This is a genomic window from Streptomyces sp. NPDC058469 (assembly GCF_042721125.1).
Classification (GTDB): Bacteria; Actinomycetota; Actinomycetes; order Streptomycetales; family Streptomycetaceae; genus Streptomyces.
Genome location: NZ_JBHXME010000222.1, coordinates 1 through 14,537, shown reverse-complemented (window position 1 = coordinate 14,537; position 14,537 = coordinate 1). Strand labels below are relative to the sequence as shown.

The following is a 14,537-nucleotide window of genomic DNA, read 5'->3' as shown; positions in this document are numbered from 1 at the left end:
GCACCACCACCTGCTCCAGCGCCGGCAGTCCGGGCAGGGGACCGTCCCCGGCCCCCTCCCCCGCCGCCCGCCGCAACGACGCGACATACGACGTCCCCAGGAACGTCCCGGTCACGAACAACAACCGCGCCCCGCTGCCGCGCAGCACATACGCGGCCTCGCTCCCCTTGAAGCGCGTGTTCAGCGGCACCAGAACCGCGCCCGCCGACACCGCGCCCAGCGCCGAGACGATCCATTCCGTCGAGTTCGGCGCCCAGATGCCCACCCGGTCGCCGACCTCCACCCCGGCGGCGACACAGGCCGCCGCCGCCCGTTCCACCCGGGCGCCCAACTCGGCGTACGAGATCCGCGTCCGGCCCTCCACCACCGCCTCGGCGTCCGCGTACCGTTCCGCGGCCGATCGCACCAGGCCCGGGATGGTGCCCCACTCCACATCGCCGCGCATGAACGGCCTCCCCACACCCACTAGCTGACTGACCGTCAGATTAGCTGTAGCCTGACGCCCTGTCAGCAGCCCCGGTGTCACGCGGAGGTGCACAGAGCATGGCCGGACAGAGCATGGCCGGACTGAAGGACGCGACCGCGATCGTCGGCATCGGACAGACCTCCTTCGCCAAGCAACTCCCCGAGGACGAGCGGACCTTGGCCTGCCGGGCCGTACTCGCCGCCCTCGACGACGCGGGCATCTCCCCCGGCGAGGTCGACGCCCTCACCTCCTACACGATGGAGGAGACGGACGAGGTCGAGCTGGCCAAGGCGGTCGGCTTCGGCGATCTGACCTTCTTCAGCAAGGTCGGGTACGGCGGCGGGGGTTCATGCGCGACCGTCGCCCACCTCGCCACCGCCATCGCCGCCGGGCAGGCGACGGTCGGCGTGGCCTGGCGGTCCCGGAAGCGGGGCAGCGGGCCCAGACCGTGGACCAACACCGCCCGCCAACTCCCCACCCCGGCCCAGTGGACCCGCCCCTTCGGACTCCTCCGCCCCGCCGACGAGATAGCCATGCTCACCCGCCGCTACATGTACGAGTTCGGCGCCACCCGCGACCATCTCTTCAACGTCGCCCTCGCCTGCCGCAACCGCGCCAACCAGAACCCGGCCGCGATCATGTACGACCGCCCCCTCACCCGCGAGATGTACATGACCTCCCGCTGGATCAGCGAACCCCTCTGCCTCTTCGACAACTGCCTTGAGACGGACGGGGCGTTGGCCTGCGTGGTCGTCTCCCGCGAACGCGCCCGCGACTGCCGGCGCACGCCCGTCTACGTCCACTCCGCCGCCCAGGGCCTCCCCGCCCAGCACCACGGCATGGTCAACTACTGGAACGACGACCCCCTGACCGGCCCCGCCTGGACCGCCGCCCGACACCTGTGGAAACACGCCGACTTCACCCCGCAGGACGTCGATGTCGCCCAGATCTACGACGCGTTCACCGCCCTCGTCCCGCTCTCCCTGGAGGGCTACGGCTTCTGCGGACGGGGGGAAGGGGGTGCCTTCACGGAGGGGGGTGCTCTGGAGATCGGCGGCCAACTCCCCCTCAACACCAGCGGCGGCGGGCTCTCCGAGGCATACGTCCACGGCTTCAACCTGATCAACGAAGGCGTACGGCAGTTGCGCGGCACCAGCACCGCCCAGGTCCCGGACGCCGCCACCTGCCTGGTGACGGCGGGCGAGGGCGTCCCCACCTCCGCCCTGCTCCTGAGGAACTGAAGAACCGAGGAGTTGACCCGCCATGCTCGCTCCCCTCACCGACGACGACGGCGCCCCCTTCTGGCAGTACGCCCGCGCAGGCGAACTCCGCGTCCAGACCTGCGCCGACTGCAACGAGCCACGCTTCCCGCCCCGCCCCTGCTGCCCCCACTGCCAGTCCTTCGCGAGGGAGTGGCGACAGGTGAGCGGGCGCGGGCGGGTCTGGTCGTACGTCTTCCCCCATCCCCCGCTCCTCCCCGACTACGCCGCCGTCGCGCCCTACAACGTGATCGTGGTCGAACTGGTCGACGCCCCGCGCATCCGGCTGGTCGGCAACCTCGTCACCGGGCCGGGGGCTGCTCTCAACTCCCTTGCCCCCGAACGGGTTCGGATCGGGGCGCGGGTGCAGGTCGTGTTCGACGAGGCCGGGCTTCCGCAGTGGGTTCTGGAGCGGGCATGACTCTCAACGTCTCCGTCGACAAGGACACCGGCGTCGCCGTCGTCACCCTCGACCGGCCGCGCAAGCTCAACGCCATCGACCTCACCACGGCCGCCGAACTCAGCACCGTATGGAGGGAGTTGCGGTTCGACGACTCCGTACGGGCCGTCGTCCTCACCGGCGCCGGGGACCGCGCCTTCTGTACCGGACTCGACCGGGACGCGGTGGTCCCGCAGCCCAACTCGCCGTACATGCAGGACGATCCGCTGCTCGGCATCGGGCCGAAGGCCAACGACCTGTGGAAGCCGGTGATCTCCGCCGTGCGCGGGATGGCCTGCGGCGGGGCCTTCTATCTGCTGGGCGAGAGCGAGTTCGTCGTCGCCGACCCGACCGCCGTGTTCTTCGATCCGCACACCACCTACGGCATGGTCAGCGCGTACGAGTCGGTGCTGATGGCGCACCGGATGCCGTACGGCGAGGTCGCGCGGATGATGCTCATGGGGACGGCGGAGCGGATCTCCGCGCGGCGGGCGTACGAGCTCGGGCTGGTCTCCGAACTCACCGAGCCCGGCGGGGCGTTGGAGGCCGCCGTGGCCTGCGCGACCGTCATCGCCGGGTATCCGACCGAGGGTGTCCAGGGGACCGTACGGGCGTTGTGGGCGGCGAAGGAGGCGGCGCGTGCGCAGGCCTATGCGCAGGCGCCGCCGCTGATCGCCCTTGGCAATCTCCCGACCGAACGGCAGGCGGAGTTGTTCGCCGGGCGGCAGCGGGAGTACCGGCTGCGTTAGTACGTGACGTCGGCTTCCTGGTCCACTTCACAGTGGTCGACCTGGGTGGAGGTGTCGTGCACCGGGACGCGGACCGTCGCCTTGCCCTTGGCCGGGACCTGGACGCCCGCGAGGTTGTAGTCGACCTCGGTGTTCTGCGAGTCCAGGAATCTGACGTGGACGGAGAAGCCGGCCTTGCGGCTGTTCGGGTTGCTGACCTCGACGGTGGCGTACCGCTTCTTCGCGGTCGCGCAGCTCACCAGCTTCGCCGTACCGTGCAGCAGGCTGCTGGTGCCGCTGCCGGAAGAGGCCGTGGAGTCGGGTGTGGAGCGGTAGTTGGACCGCCGGTTCGTCGACGTGTCGTGATCCTGGCTGGAGCTGCTGCACCCGCCCCCGCCGCTCCCATGACCATGACGGCTGCTGCTGTGGTGCCGTCCTGAGGAGAAGCCGGTGAGGGTGAGAACCACCAACGCCAGTACCGCCGTGAATCTGAGCCTGCGCCCCCGCGTATGCATCCGATCATGGTACCGACCTCAACAGGTGCCGCTCACGCGGTCCTTGCGGTGCCCGTGCCCTTCTCCGCGTCGAGGGCGTACACGCAGCGGTCCTTGCTGCACGCGTACACGACGCCGTCCCTGACCACCGGTGCCCCGGTGATCTCGCCGCCGGTGGCGAGCTTCCAGCGGAGGCGGCCGTCGTCGGCCTTGAGGGTGTACAGGAGGTGGTCGGTGGAGCCGAAGTGGATACGGCCCTCGGCGACCGCGGGCGTGCCCACGATGTCGCCGCCCGACTGGAAGCGCCACTTGGGTGTACCGGTGACCGCGTCGAGCGTGTAGAGGCCCTTGCCGCTGCCGACATGGACGTGGCCGGCGGCGACGAGGACCGGTTCGATCGACGCCCGGGACTCCGTCGCGATGCGCCAGCGGTCGCGGCCGTCGGCGGCGTCGAGGGCGTAGACCGTGCCGAGGTAGTCGGCCAGGTAGATACCGCCGCCGGTGACCGCCGGGCCGGGGGCGAAGGTGGGCGGGCAGAGGAAGACTGCCGGGGCCTCGAAATGCCAGCGGACGCGGCCGCTCGCGACGTCGACGGAGAGGACGCGGGTGCCGGCGGCGACGTAGACGTGACCGTCGGGGGCCGCGGTGATCCGTACGGGGACGCCGCCGCAGGAGGCCGCGTCGCCGATCGGATACGCCCAGCGTTCGTCGCCCGTCCGGGCGTCCAGGGCGCGCAGCCGGGCGTCCTGCCAGACGTACACGGTGCCGTCGTGCAGCGCCGGGCCCGCCTCCGGGGACTCGAAGTCGGTCTGCGCGCCGGTCAGCTGCCAGAGTTTCTGCCCGGTGGACGCCTCCCAGGCCTGCACCCCGCCGCCGCGCGTCCCCGTGACGACGGTGCCGCGCTCGGCCTTGAGGGAGTACACCCAGGCGTCGGCGGACAGCCGCCACAGGTCACCGCCCTCGCGGGCGTCCAGGGCGAAGAGGGTGGGACCGTCCGAGGCGTGGATACGGCCGTCCGCGACCGCCATCGACCAGGCGACGTCCCGGGTCTTGAAAGAGCGGCGGCCGGTCTGCACGTCCAGGGCGTGTACCTCGAAGGAGGTGACGTAGACGAGGTCGCCGGCGACGGTCGGGGTGCCCCAGACGTCGTTCGACATACGGAACCGCCAGGGGCGCCAGCCGGAGGCCGTTTCCGGGGGCAGCGCGGGGGGCGGGGGTACGGCGGCGGGGTCGGCGCCGTTGACGCCGGGGCGGGGCCGGGACCAGGAGGCGACCAGGCCGGCCTCCGGAGGAGGTGCCTTCACGGCGGCGGCGCGGGCGTCGGCGACACGGGGGCCGGGGCCGATGGGCACCGGGGCGCCGGCCAGTCGTACGGGTCCGGTGTCGGGGGCGCCGACCGGGACCGGGACGGGCACGACGGGGTCGTGGGACGGCGGGGGCGGTACCGGGACGCGCCCGCCACCGCCGCTGCGGCCGGCGGCGGGCGCCGGTTTCACGGGCGGGCGTCCGCCGCGCCGCGTCTCGATCAGGGTCACCGCGCGCTCGGGCAGCCAGGCCGACGCCGTACCGCTGTCGTCGGAGCCGGAGCCGAAGAGGTGGGGGGCCAGCTGGGCCTGGAGGTCGGCCGGGTTGGGCCGGCCGGTGGCCTCCATCTGCATACAGGACTCGATGAGGGGGCGCAGTTCGTCCGGGAGTCCCTGGAGGTCCGGTCCCTCGCGCAGCAGCATGAAGACGGTCTCGACCGGGTTGGCGCCGTGGAACGGGGGGTGTCCGGTGGCGGCGAAGACGAGCATCGAGCCGAGCGAGAACACATCACTCGCGCCGGTGACGCTGCGCGAGTCCTTCGCCTGCTCGGGAGACATGTAGGCGGGCGTACCCACCGCCACATTGGTCATGGTCAAACGGGTGTTCGACACACCGGAGGCGATACCGAAGTCGATGACCCGCGGCCCGTCCTCGACCACGAGCACGTTGGACGGCTTGAGGTCACGGTGGACGAGACCCGCCCCGTGAATGGACTGCAGCGCCTCCGCGACCCCCGCCGCGAGCCAGCGCACCGCCTGGGCCGGCATCGGCCCGCACTCGTTCACTATCTCTTCGAGCGACGGCGCGGGAACGTACGCGGTGGCCAGCCACGGCACGGCCGCACGCGGATCGGCGTCGACCACGGCCGCCGTATAAAAACCGGAGACGGCCCTCGCCGCCTCGACCTCACGCGTGAAGCGGACCCGGAACAACTGGTCCTCGGCGAGTTCCGTCCGCACGGTCTTGATCGCCACGCGCCGGCCCGAGGCCGAGCGCGCGAGATAGACCAGCCCCATGCCGCCCGCGCCCAGCCGTCCCAGCACCTCGAACGGCCCGATCCGCCGCGGATCGTGCTGCGTCAGCTGATCCACCACTTGCCTGCCACCTCCCCGTACGGGCCACGCCACCCACATATGTACGCGACCCCGTGCAGCGTCTCACCACCGCACCGCCATGGCGGCACGCACCCTGATTCTTCCTGGCCGGGCCACAGGTTGCGAACCCGGCGACTAATCGGGGTGTCTCGACATATCTCCGGACAAAAATCCAGGTGTCAGCGTTGCAGCAGTGCGAACGACGCCCCTTGATTGTCCGTGACGACCGCCACTTTCCCGTACGACGTCTCGAAGGGCGGAACCTGCACCCGCCCGCCGAGCCGGTGCACCGCCCCCAGCACGGCGACGATGTCCTCGACCCGGAAGTGCACGAGGAAGTGCGGCGGCATCTCGACCGGGAAGACGTCGGAGACGGGCGCCCGCCCGAAATCGGGGGCGGCGTCCGGCCCGAAGAGGGCAGCTGTGAAAAGTCCGCCGTAGAACGTGTTCGCGGCCTCCGTGTCGCGGGCGTACAGCTCGGCCCAGCCGAAGGTGCCGGGCTTGTGCCGGGTGCCGAAACCGGGGTGCCGGGCCGCCTGCCACAGCCCGAAGACGGCGCCTTCGGGATCGGCGGCGAGGACGGCCGTGCCCAGTTCCCCCAAGGGAACGGGCGCCATGACCACCTGCCCGCCCGCCTCCCGGATGCGCCCGCTCAGCCGCACCACGTCCGGCGTCGCGAAGTACACCGTCCACACGGTCGGCATCCGCCCGTCCGCCTTGTGGGCGAGCGCCGCGACGGCCTCGCCGTCCTTGCGGGCCCATACGGAGCCGCCGTACGCCTCCTCGAAGGTCCACCCGAAGAGCTCACCGTAGAACCGCCTGCCCGCCGCCAGGTCCGGAAGCTGCGCGTCCACCCAGCAGGGGACGCCCTCTCCGTACGCGGATGCCCTGTTTTCGGCCATACCGTCAAAGTAACGGCGCCGCACGCACCCCGCAGACCAGGCACACCACCCTCTCGACCCCCGTGCACCCCATTTGCAGTCGGCCGAATCGCGCTCCGATCACCCCTCGGTAAGCTGACGGCATGACAGGACAAGTGCGTACCGTCGACGGCCGCGTGGCCGGCCGGCGTGGGCAGGCGACCCGGCAGAAGCTGCTCGACTGCCTAAGCGAGATGCTCAGCTCCTCCCCTTACCGGGACGTCAAAGTCATCGATGTCGCCCGGAAGGCGGGTACTTCGCCCGCGACCTTCTACCAGTACTTCCCGGACGTCGAAGGCGCCGTCCTGGAGATCGCCGAGCAAATGGCCACGGAGGGAGGGCAGTTGACCGAACTGCTCACCGGCCGGTCATGGGTCGGCAAGGCAGGTTGGCAGACCTCGCAGGAACTCGTGGACGGTTTCCTGGAGTTCTGGCGCAGGAACGACGCGATCCTCAGAGTCGTCGATCTCGGTGCCGCCGAGGGAGACAAACGGTTCTACAAGATCCGTATGAAGATCCTCAACTCCGTGAACAACTCCCTCTCGGACGCGGTCGCCGAGTTGCAGTCCAAGGGCAGGGTCGACAAGGACGTGAACCCGGCGGCGGTCGCCGGTTCACTGGTCGCGATGCTCGCGGCCGTCGCCTCGCACCAGAAGGGTTTCCAGTCGTGGGGCGTCAAACAGGCTGAACTCAAGCCGAACCTGGCGCTGTTGGTCCACCTGGGCGTGACCGGCAGGAAACCGACGAAGTAGCACCTGCTTACCAGGCTCCGACTTCCCAGGTCCCAAGTCCTGTCTCGCGGGCGGTGGTCCACTCCGGTGGACCACCGCCTGCCCTGCTTCTACGACGAGTTCAGCGCCGCACGACCCGGAACAGCCGGATCTCCCGCTCCACCCGTCGCTGGTACGTGGCATACGGCGGCCAGAAGGCGAGCGCCGCCTTCCAGACCTCGGCCCGTTCCTCGCCCGCCAACAACCGGGCGGTGACGGGGATTTCCTCCCCTTTCCAGCTGATCGCGGCATCGGGATGGACGAGGAGGTTGTACGTCCAGGCGGGATGACCGGCGCGACCGAAGTTGGACCCGACGAGCACCCAGCCGCCCTTTTCCGGCATACAGGCAAGGGGACTCTGACGCGGCTGCCCGCTCCGCGCACCGGTAGAGGTCAGGATCACCCCCGGCAGCATCTGCGCGCTGAGCAGCACCTTCCCGCGCGTGAGCCGGTGCACGGCCCGGTCCATGGCCGGGATGACATGCGGGGCGATACGCGCGAACGCCCGGGTCGACGAAACCTTCTGCACCGCACGCACACCGATCACACCGTCACCTCGCGGCTCTCGAAGAGGTGCGCCCCTTCGGCGGCGTGCGCCCGCAGCCGGTGCACCGGCCCGAACAGCAGCTCGTCACCGGCGGCACGCTTGAAGTAGAGATGGGCCTCGTGCTCCCAGGTGAACCCGATCCCGCCGTGCAGCTGAATCCCTTCGGCGGCGGCGGTCCTTAGCGCCTCCAGCGCCTGAGCGAGGGCGAGCCCACCGACCCGCTCCCCGTGGCCGGTCGCCCAAGCAGCGTAGTAGGCAGCCGACTTGGCGGCCTGCACCTGCACATACACATCGGCCAACCGGTGCTTCACCGCCTGGAACGACCCGATCGCCCGCCCGAACTGCTCCCGCTGCTTGACGTGTTGGACGGTCCGCTCCAGCGCGCGGTCGGCGGCCCCGACGGCTTCGGCAGCGAGTACGGCGGCGACGGTGTCGCCGCCGGCGGAGAGTTCCCGCAGGACGTGAGGACTGTCGTCGGCGCCGAGCAACTCGGCTTCCACGTCCCGTAGTTCGAGCCGAGCCTGAGGCCGGGTCGCGTCAAGGGCGGTCTGCCGTACGCGCACGAGCCCGACGGCGTCCCCCGCCACCAGGAACAGCAGAGTCCGCGACCGGGCGAAGCCCCCCGCATGGGCGGCGACGAGCAGCAACTCCGCACTGTGCCCGTCGAGCACCTGCGCGACCTGCCCGTACAACCGCCACCCTCCCTCCCCCTCCCGCCTGGCCTGCACCCCGCCCGCGCGCCCGCCCCCGGCCCACTCGCCGTCGTTGGTGCCGGTGAGGGTGAGGGCGGTGGTGAGGGCGGTGCCGGGTACGGCGAGGGCGGCGGTCAGGGAGCCGGCGGCGATCCGGGGCAACAGCCGGGCGCGCTGGGTCTCGGTGCCGAGGGCGAGCACAAGCGGGGCGACGAGCACAGCGGTGGCGAGGAGCGGAGAGGGGGCCAGGAGACGACCCGTCTCCTCACACGCCAGGGCGAGTTCGGTGGACGTACAGCCGACGCCGTCGTACGACTCCGGGAGCGCGAGCCCCGGCAGGCCCAACCGGTCGGCGAGGGCGGTCCACAGCACCGGGTCGTACCCGGCGGGGGTGTCGAGGGCGGCGCGGAGTTCCTCCGGTCCGCAGCGCTTGGTGAGGAGTTCGCGGAGGGTACGGCGGATCTCGTCCTGCTCGGCGGTGAAGCTGGCGTCCATGGCACTTCCCTCCAGATCTGACGGTCCGTCATATTAGGAGTCCGGGCACGATATGCACAGAGGGAGGAGGCGCCTCATGACACCGGGGAGCCGCAAGGTCGCCGTGGTGGGCGTCGCCCTGTCCGACTGCGGACGCGTGGACGACACGACCCCGTACGCCCTGCACGCCCAGGCGGCCCGTCGCGCACTGGCGGACGCGGGCCTGGGCAGGGAGGTGGTGGACGGCTTCGCGTCGGCGGGCCTGGGCACGCTGGCCCCGGTGGAGGTGGCCGAATACCTGGGCCTGCGCCCCACGTGGGTCGACTCGACATCGGTCGGCGGCTCGACGTGGGAGGTCATGGCGGCCCACGCGACGGACGCGATAGCGGCGGGCCACGCGAACGCCGTCCTCCTCGCCTACGGCTCAACGGCCCGAGCCGACATCAAGGCGGGCCGCCGGACCGGCAACCTCTCCTTCGGCGCGCGGGGCCCGCTCCAGTTCGAAGTCCCCTACGGCCACACACTGATCGCGAAGTACGCGATGGCCGCGCGCCGCCACATGCTCGAATTCGGCACGACGATCGAGCAGTTGGCGGAGGTGGCGGTCCAGGCCCGCGCCAACGCCGCCCTCAACCCCGAGGCGATGTTCCGCGACCCGATCACCGTGGACGACGTGCTCTCCGGCCCGATGATCGCCGACCCGTTCACCAAGCTGCACTGCTGCATACGGTCGGACGGCGGGGCGGCGGTACTGCTGGCGGCCGAGGAGTACGTACGGGACTGCCGTACGGCACCGGTGTGGGTGCTCGGCACCGGGGAGCACGTCTCGCACGCCGCGATGTCGGAGTGGCCGGACTTCACGGTGTCGCCGGCGGCGGTGAGCGGGCGGCTGGCCTTCGAACGGGCGGGAGTTGGCGCGTCGGAGATCGACTTCGCGGAGATCTACGACGCGTTCACCTACATGACGTTGGTGACGCTGGAGGACCTGGGCTTCTGCGCGAAGGGCGAGGGGGGTGCCTTCGTGGAGAAGGGGCGGTTGCGGGTGGCCGGCGGGGAGTTGCCGGTGAACACGGACGGGGGTGGGCTGTCGGCCCAACACCCCGGGATGCGGGGGCTGTTCCTGCTGGTGGAGGCGGTGCGGCAGTTGCGGGGGGAGGCCGGGGTCCGTCAAGTGACGGGCGCGGACGGGGAGTTGCCGCGACTCGGAGTGGCCTCCGGAACGGGCGGTTGGTTCTGCTCTTCGGGGACGGTGGTGTTGGGGCGGGACTGAGCCATCAGGGACTTCCAGGACCGGTTCCGCTTGAAGGGCAGTTCGAAGATCTGGGAGAAGAGCCATGCCGTCAGCACCGACACGGGCAGACCCAGGAGAAGCGTGAAGCAGAACGTGGGCAGCCCGGGCGATACGAAATGCGGGGCCACTCGGCGAATGACGACCAGGACGATCGGAAGGTGGATCAGATAGAGGCTGTAGGAGAAATTGCCGAGACTCTGCATGGGCCGCGCGGTCAACAGCCGTACGAGGAAGGCAGGTTGGCCGGTGGCGACCGCGGCGATCAGCATCGTCATGGCGGGAGCGATGGCGAGATCCACCCAGAAGTAGTGGTTCACCGTCCAGACGGAACCCTGGATGAAGCCGAGAGCCAGCACAGGCAGAGCGGCCAGAACGGCGAACCATCCCCATGGCAGGCGTCGAACGCGTTCCGATGCGACGACGATTCCCGCGCCTATCACTCCCGCGACGAACACGGGAGCGAGATGCGGGGCGAGCCAGTTGTCGCCCTCGACCGGATTCGCGTCGGTGGCCATCAGCCCGCGGACGATCACCGGGAGCGTCACGCACGCGACCGCGGCCGCCGCGCTGAACCGCCGCCGGACAAGGAGGATCAGGGGGAAGAGGAGATACAGCTCGGCTTCCACTCCGATCGACCAGAACGCGCCGTTCGGGGTCGGGGCGAAGAACACATCCTGAAGAACAAGGCCGTAGACGAGAATTGACGAGCCGTCGGGCGGGCCGTAATGCGAGGCCGGGACCACGAACAAGGAAATGACGAGGCTCATGGCCAACGCCGCCCAATACGGCGGCAGAATGCGCCAGGCGCGTCGGCGCAGGAACTGGACGACACCCCCGGACCGCCAACCGTGCCGCGCCGGGGAGATCGCGAGCGAGAAACCGGACAGCACCAGGAAGAAGACGACGGCGAGGCGCCCGAACATCAGCACGTCCAGCACCCGGGGCGCCGAACTGTTGGGGTAACCCGGGAAGGTGTACAACCAGCAGTGGAACAGCACGACATACAGTGCCGCCAGGCCGCGAAGACCGTCCAGCCCCAGCACCTGCCTACGCACGGGTGCGCCGCTCACCCTCACATCCACTGAAATCGCTCAACCCTTTCTCCGGGCACCGCGCATGCCACATGGTGCCAGCCGTCAGCGAGTGGTACGCGGCGCCTGGCCGAGCAGTTCAACGGGCAGGGCAAGCGGCTACTGGTCGGGGTGAACCGTGATGACGGCCTTGTCGTTGGCCGCCGGATCCGGATCGCGGTCGCCGACATACCACCCACTGGCCGGGCTCTTGTCCTGGAGGGTCAGGGTGCCTTCGCCAGGGTCGCCGAGGCGCATCGTGAACGTGAGGTCTGGGTCTTGCCAGGCTTAAGGGCGTTGATGTCGCAGGTGTAGGCGTAGGCGCCGCGCTCGCAGTAGGGCTCGTAGGCGTCGTCGTCGTACTCGCGCATGGGCTGCTTCACCATGGTCAGGCCGAGCGGCGGACTGAACACGAGCTGCTCGGTGACGCCGGCGTCGGCGGGGCCGTTGTTGCGGACGGTGAGCTTGGAGGTCCGCTTGGTGTCAGGGGCGCCGTACAGGTTCACGCCGGAGACGGAGTAGTCGGCGTGGGTGTCGAGCACGACGTGCGTCCAGCCGCCGCCCTTGGCGTAGGTGCCCTTCTTGGTGGCGGTGGCTTCAGGACGAAGGACCGGACCGTCACCGTGGTCCCCACCGGCCACGAGACCCCCGTGCCCCGGCCCCATGTCCAGCGCCCGGGCCTCACTGTTGAAGGAGGCGTACATCTGCGTCTTGGATGTACGGAGCCGGAGCGCGGGCTGGACGGTCACGGTCTGCCCGGGCGCGATGCGGAGATCCGGGAACTCGCAGACCGTGATGTGGCCCTTGTAGAAGCTCGGATAACGGCAGTTGGCGTGCCGCTCCTCGAACTCTGTCTGTTCGAGGCCGACTTCGAGCACCAGTCCCCTGACCGGCATCTCGCCGGTGTTCCGGACGACGATCGGCTCGCTGAGCGCGGCCCCCGGACGAACTCCGCCGACCGACTTCGGGGTCAGCACCTCGACCACCGGCTCGCCTACGACAGCCTTCGTCCGCGCGGTGACCGTCTTCCCACTCCGGTCCGCAACCGGGGAGACACCCCCACTCCCCGCCGAGCCGTCGTACTTGGAACTGACCTCACACGTCACATGCGTGGTACTACCCGTGCAGTTACGGCTCTTGTGCAGTACGACCGCTGCCTTCGCCCCTGGCAGGACGTCCACGGTGAGGGTGTGATCGACGGCTCCCGAGCCACCGGTGTGCGCCTTGCCGTCGTCGGCGGAGAGCTCGAAGGGCGCCTTGTCGGTGGCGCCGCCGCTACAGGAGGTGAGGGCCGCGAGCAGGAGGGTGGCGGATGCTCCGACGCCGGCGGTGCGCTTCAACGGACGGCGCGGAGGAACTCGGCCCAGGTGGTGGGGGTTACTCCGAGGGTGGGGCCGGTGAGGTGTTTTGAGTCACGGATGTGGATGGTGTCGGGGGCGGGGGCTATTTCGAGGCACTCGCCGCCCTCGTTCGTGCTGTAGCTCGACTTACGCCAGGCGTAGGCGACTTCGAGGCAGGCGCCGCCCTCGTTGGTGCTGTAGCTCGACTTGAACCAGGCCAGTTCGGTCGTGTTCACAGTTGCCCCGCTTTCCTCTCGATGAGTTCCGCGGATTCCCATGGTGTGAGCGCCTGGGCCCGCAGCATGCCGAAGAGGTCGAACAGCCCGTTGACCTGCTCCGGCTTGGAGATCAACGTACTGCCTGCCTGCGACTCGACGAAGACGAGATTACGACCCTCTTCGGTGCTCATCAGCTGCATCGGCCCCTGCAGTCCGGCATGCGTGTGGCGTTTGGTCGGCATGATCTGCACCGTCAGGTGGTTCAACTTCCCCATCAGGTCCAGCAGATACTCAAGTTGATCCCTCAGTACCTGCGGCCCACCGAACTCCCGCTCCAGGGCCGACTCCTCGATCAGGAAGCTCAGTCGGGGCGGTGGATTGCGCGTGAGCACCCCATGCCGTTCTAGTCGCCCCTCAACGTGACGCTCGATCTCCTCTTCCGTGTAAGCGGGAACGCGGGACTCGTACAGGGCCCGCGTGTACGCCTCGGTCTGGAACAGCCCCGGAATCACCATTACTTCGTAGCCGCTGACGATCTGGGCCTTGCGCTCCATCCGCACCCAGTCCACGAACTTCGGCGGGTACCTCTCCTCGTCCATCATGTCGATGCAGGCGATCAACGCACCCCGCGCATCGAGCCCTCTGTCCCCGTCCTCCAGGAACCGGGTCGTCGGGATGCGCTCACCTCGCTCGTAGGCACCGAAGCACGACTCGGAGACCATCGACCGTTCCGCGGCCTCCTTCTGCGTCAGCCCCAATCGCCCTCGTTGAATGCGCAGCCACTCCCCCACGAGCCGACGCGCCACGGACACCCCTCCACTGGCCCCCACAACGACCACCTTCCTCCCCACAAACGGCAATGTGCATCGTGTTCACCTAGTCACGCTAAGCAATCCCGGCAACCCTCGTAGCCATGACGCGAAAACTCACCCCGAATTGGGTCCCCAAGTCTGGCCTTCAACTACGCCTGGCCGGAGTCCACTTCGACGCGATCCGGGTCGGCGGCATCCGTGGGGAAGCGGTACTGCACCACCTCTCCACACTCACCGACGGTCACCCTGGCCCCGTCGTACGCGAAGTGAACGGAAACCGGTGGACGTACTTCCTCCTCGCCCCCGGAGAGAGCACAGAACACGACTGGCCGCCTGGAGTACGGAGGTTCTCGCGGTCGACGCGGGATGAGTACATCGGCGTACCAGCACCGGAGGGCAACACGTACCCCTTGAGCTGGCGGTGTGGGGCGCCGGAGGTGGGGGAGTTCGTGGATTCGGAGTTGCTGTACGGGGTGTTGATGGCGCAACTGGTGGGGGATCTTGATGACGAGGCCCGTCACCAGTGAACGTTGGGCCACTCGCTTCTTTGTCAGTGTCGGGCTTCCGCGGCCCGAGTAAAGGGCGCTCCCTGCGGTCGCGTCGGCTGCGCCGATTCCG

16 protein-coding genes are annotated in these 14,537 nt (G+C 69.6%); 6 read left to right on the top strand and 10 right to left on the bottom strand.

Annotated elements, in window-relative coordinates:
• The coding region (locus tag ACFWP5_RS48090; protein ID WP_384172295.1) for an AMP-binding protein at nt 1-445 on the bottom strand (445 nt) is incomplete at its 3' end.
• Between the two features lie 113 nt (nt 446-558).
• Here ACFWP5_RS48090 and ACFWP5_RS48085 point away from each other — a divergent pair.
• Genes ACFWP5_RS48085 through ACFWP5_RS48075 form a run of 3 tightly spaced genes read left to right on the top strand, consistent with a single transcriptional unit; the run spans nt 559 to nt 2,913 of the window.
• Nucleotides 559-1,707, top strand: coding sequence for a lipid-transfer protein (locus ACFWP5_RS48085; protein WP_384172301.1), 1,149 nt, complete (start codon nt 559-561; stop codon nt 1,705-1,707).
• Nucleotides 1,708-1,729: 22 nt separating this feature from the next.
• Nucleotides 1,730-2,146: a Zn-ribbon domain-containing OB-fold protein gene (locus ACFWP5_RS48080; RefSeq protein WP_384172292.1), complete on the top strand. Its 417-nt coding sequence runs from the start codon at nt 1,730-1,732 to the stop codon at nt 2,144-2,146.
• Entirely contained in the window at nt 2,143-2,913 is a 771-nt protein-coding gene (locus ACFWP5_RS48075; protein ID WP_384172291.1) for an enoyl-CoA hydratase/isomerase family protein, read from the top strand. The genes ACFWP5_RS48080 and ACFWP5_RS48075 overlap by 4 nt, the downstream gene beginning before the upstream one ends.
• Here the strand turns inward: ACFWP5_RS48075 and ACFWP5_RS48070 are convergent.
• The 3 genes from ACFWP5_RS48070 to ACFWP5_RS48060 form a co-directional block, all read right to left on the bottom strand.
• Nucleotides 2,910-3,407 carry a hypothetical protein gene (locus ACFWP5_RS48070; RefSeq protein ID WP_384172288.1) on the bottom strand — a complete coding sequence of 166 codons (498 nt, stop codon included), beginning with the start codon at nt 3,405-3,407 and terminating at the stop codon, nt 2,910-2,912. The two genes, ACFWP5_RS48075 and ACFWP5_RS48070, sit on opposite strands and share 4 nt — an antisense overlap.
• A gap of 32 nt (nt 3,408-3,439) precedes the next feature.
• The gene (locus ACFWP5_RS48065; protein ID WP_384172285.1) at nt 3,440-5,785 is read right to left on the bottom strand and encodes a PQQ-binding-like beta-propeller repeat protein; all 2,346 of its coding nucleotides are present in this window, start codon (nt 5,783-5,785) and stop codon (nt 3,440-3,442) included.
• Nucleotides 5,786-5,964: 179 nt separating this feature from the next.
• Complete coding sequence (locus ACFWP5_RS48060) at nt 5,965-6,687, bottom strand: VOC family protein (protein ID WP_384172282.1); 723 nt, start codon at nt 6,685-6,687, stop codon at nt 5,965-5,967.
• 134 nt (nt 6,688-6,821) lie between these two features.
• Between ACFWP5_RS48060 and ACFWP5_RS48055 the strand changes: the two genes are divergently transcribed.
• Nucleotides 6,822-7,457 carry a TetR family transcriptional regulator gene (locus ACFWP5_RS48055; RefSeq protein ID WP_384172298.1) on the top strand — a complete coding sequence of 212 codons (636 nt, stop codon included), beginning with the start codon at nt 6,822-6,824 and terminating at the stop codon, nt 7,455-7,457.
• Nucleotides 7,458-7,557: 100 nt separating this feature from the next.
• Here the strand turns inward: ACFWP5_RS48055 and ACFWP5_RS48050 are convergent, their stop codons facing one another.
• The gene (locus ACFWP5_RS48050) at nt 7,558-8,022 is read right to left on the bottom strand and encodes a nitroreductase family deazaflavin-dependent oxidoreductase (RefSeq protein WP_384172279.1); all 465 of its coding nucleotides are present in this window, start codon (nt 8,020-8,022) and stop codon (nt 7,558-7,560) included.
• On the bottom strand, nt 8,019-9,209 hold the full coding sequence (locus ACFWP5_RS48045; protein ID WP_384172276.1) for an acyl-CoA dehydrogenase family protein: 1,191 nt from the start codon (nt 9,207-9,209) through the stop codon (nt 8,019-8,021). The genes ACFWP5_RS48050 and ACFWP5_RS48045 overlap by 4 nt, the downstream gene beginning before the upstream one ends.
• A 76-nt stretch (nt 9,210-9,285) precedes the next feature.
• On the opposite strand from ACFWP5_RS48045, the gene ACFWP5_RS48040 reads away from it, so the two are divergent.
• Complete coding sequence (locus tag ACFWP5_RS48040; RefSeq protein ID WP_384172274.1) at nt 9,286-10,458, top strand: acetyl-CoA acetyltransferase; 1,173 nt, start codon at nt 9,286-9,288, stop codon at nt 10,456-10,458.
• Here ACFWP5_RS48040 and ACFWP5_RS48035 read toward each other — a convergent pair.
• The 4 genes from ACFWP5_RS48035 to ACFWP5_RS48020 form a co-directional block, all read right to left on the bottom strand.
• Complete coding sequence (locus tag ACFWP5_RS48035; RefSeq protein ID WP_384172271.1) at nt 10,356-11,549, bottom strand: acyltransferase family protein; 1,194 nt, start codon at nt 11,547-11,549, stop codon at nt 10,356-10,358. The genes ACFWP5_RS48040 and ACFWP5_RS48035 overlap by 103 nt on opposite strands.
• A 224-nt stretch (nt 11,550-11,773) precedes the next feature.
• Nucleotides 11,774-12,889, bottom strand: a complete 1,116-nt coding sequence (locus tag ACFWP5_RS48030; RefSeq protein ID WP_384172268.1) for a hypothetical protein — start codon at nt 12,887-12,889, stop codon at nt 11,774-11,776.
• Nucleotides 12,886-13,125, bottom strand: a complete 240-nt coding sequence (locus ACFWP5_RS48025; RefSeq protein ID WP_384172265.1) for a DUF397 domain-containing protein — start codon at nt 13,123-13,125, stop codon at nt 12,886-12,888. Before ACFWP5_RS48025 ends, ACFWP5_RS48030 begins: the two co-directional genes overlap by 4 nt.
• Nucleotides 13,122-13,898: a helix-turn-helix domain-containing protein gene (locus ACFWP5_RS48020; protein ID WP_384172262.1), complete on the bottom strand. Its 777-nt coding sequence runs from the start codon at nt 13,896-13,898 to the stop codon at nt 13,122-13,124. Before ACFWP5_RS48020 ends, ACFWP5_RS48025 begins: the two co-directional genes overlap by 4 nt.
• A gap of 122 nt (nt 13,899-14,020) precedes the next feature.
• On the opposite strand from ACFWP5_RS48020, the gene ACFWP5_RS48015 reads away from it, so the two are divergent.
• A complete protein-coding gene (locus ACFWP5_RS48015) occupies nt 14,021-14,446 on the top strand; it encodes a hypothetical protein (protein ID WP_384172260.1) in 426 nt (141 codons plus the stop codon).
• Nucleotides 14,447-14,537 lie beyond the last annotated feature (91 nt).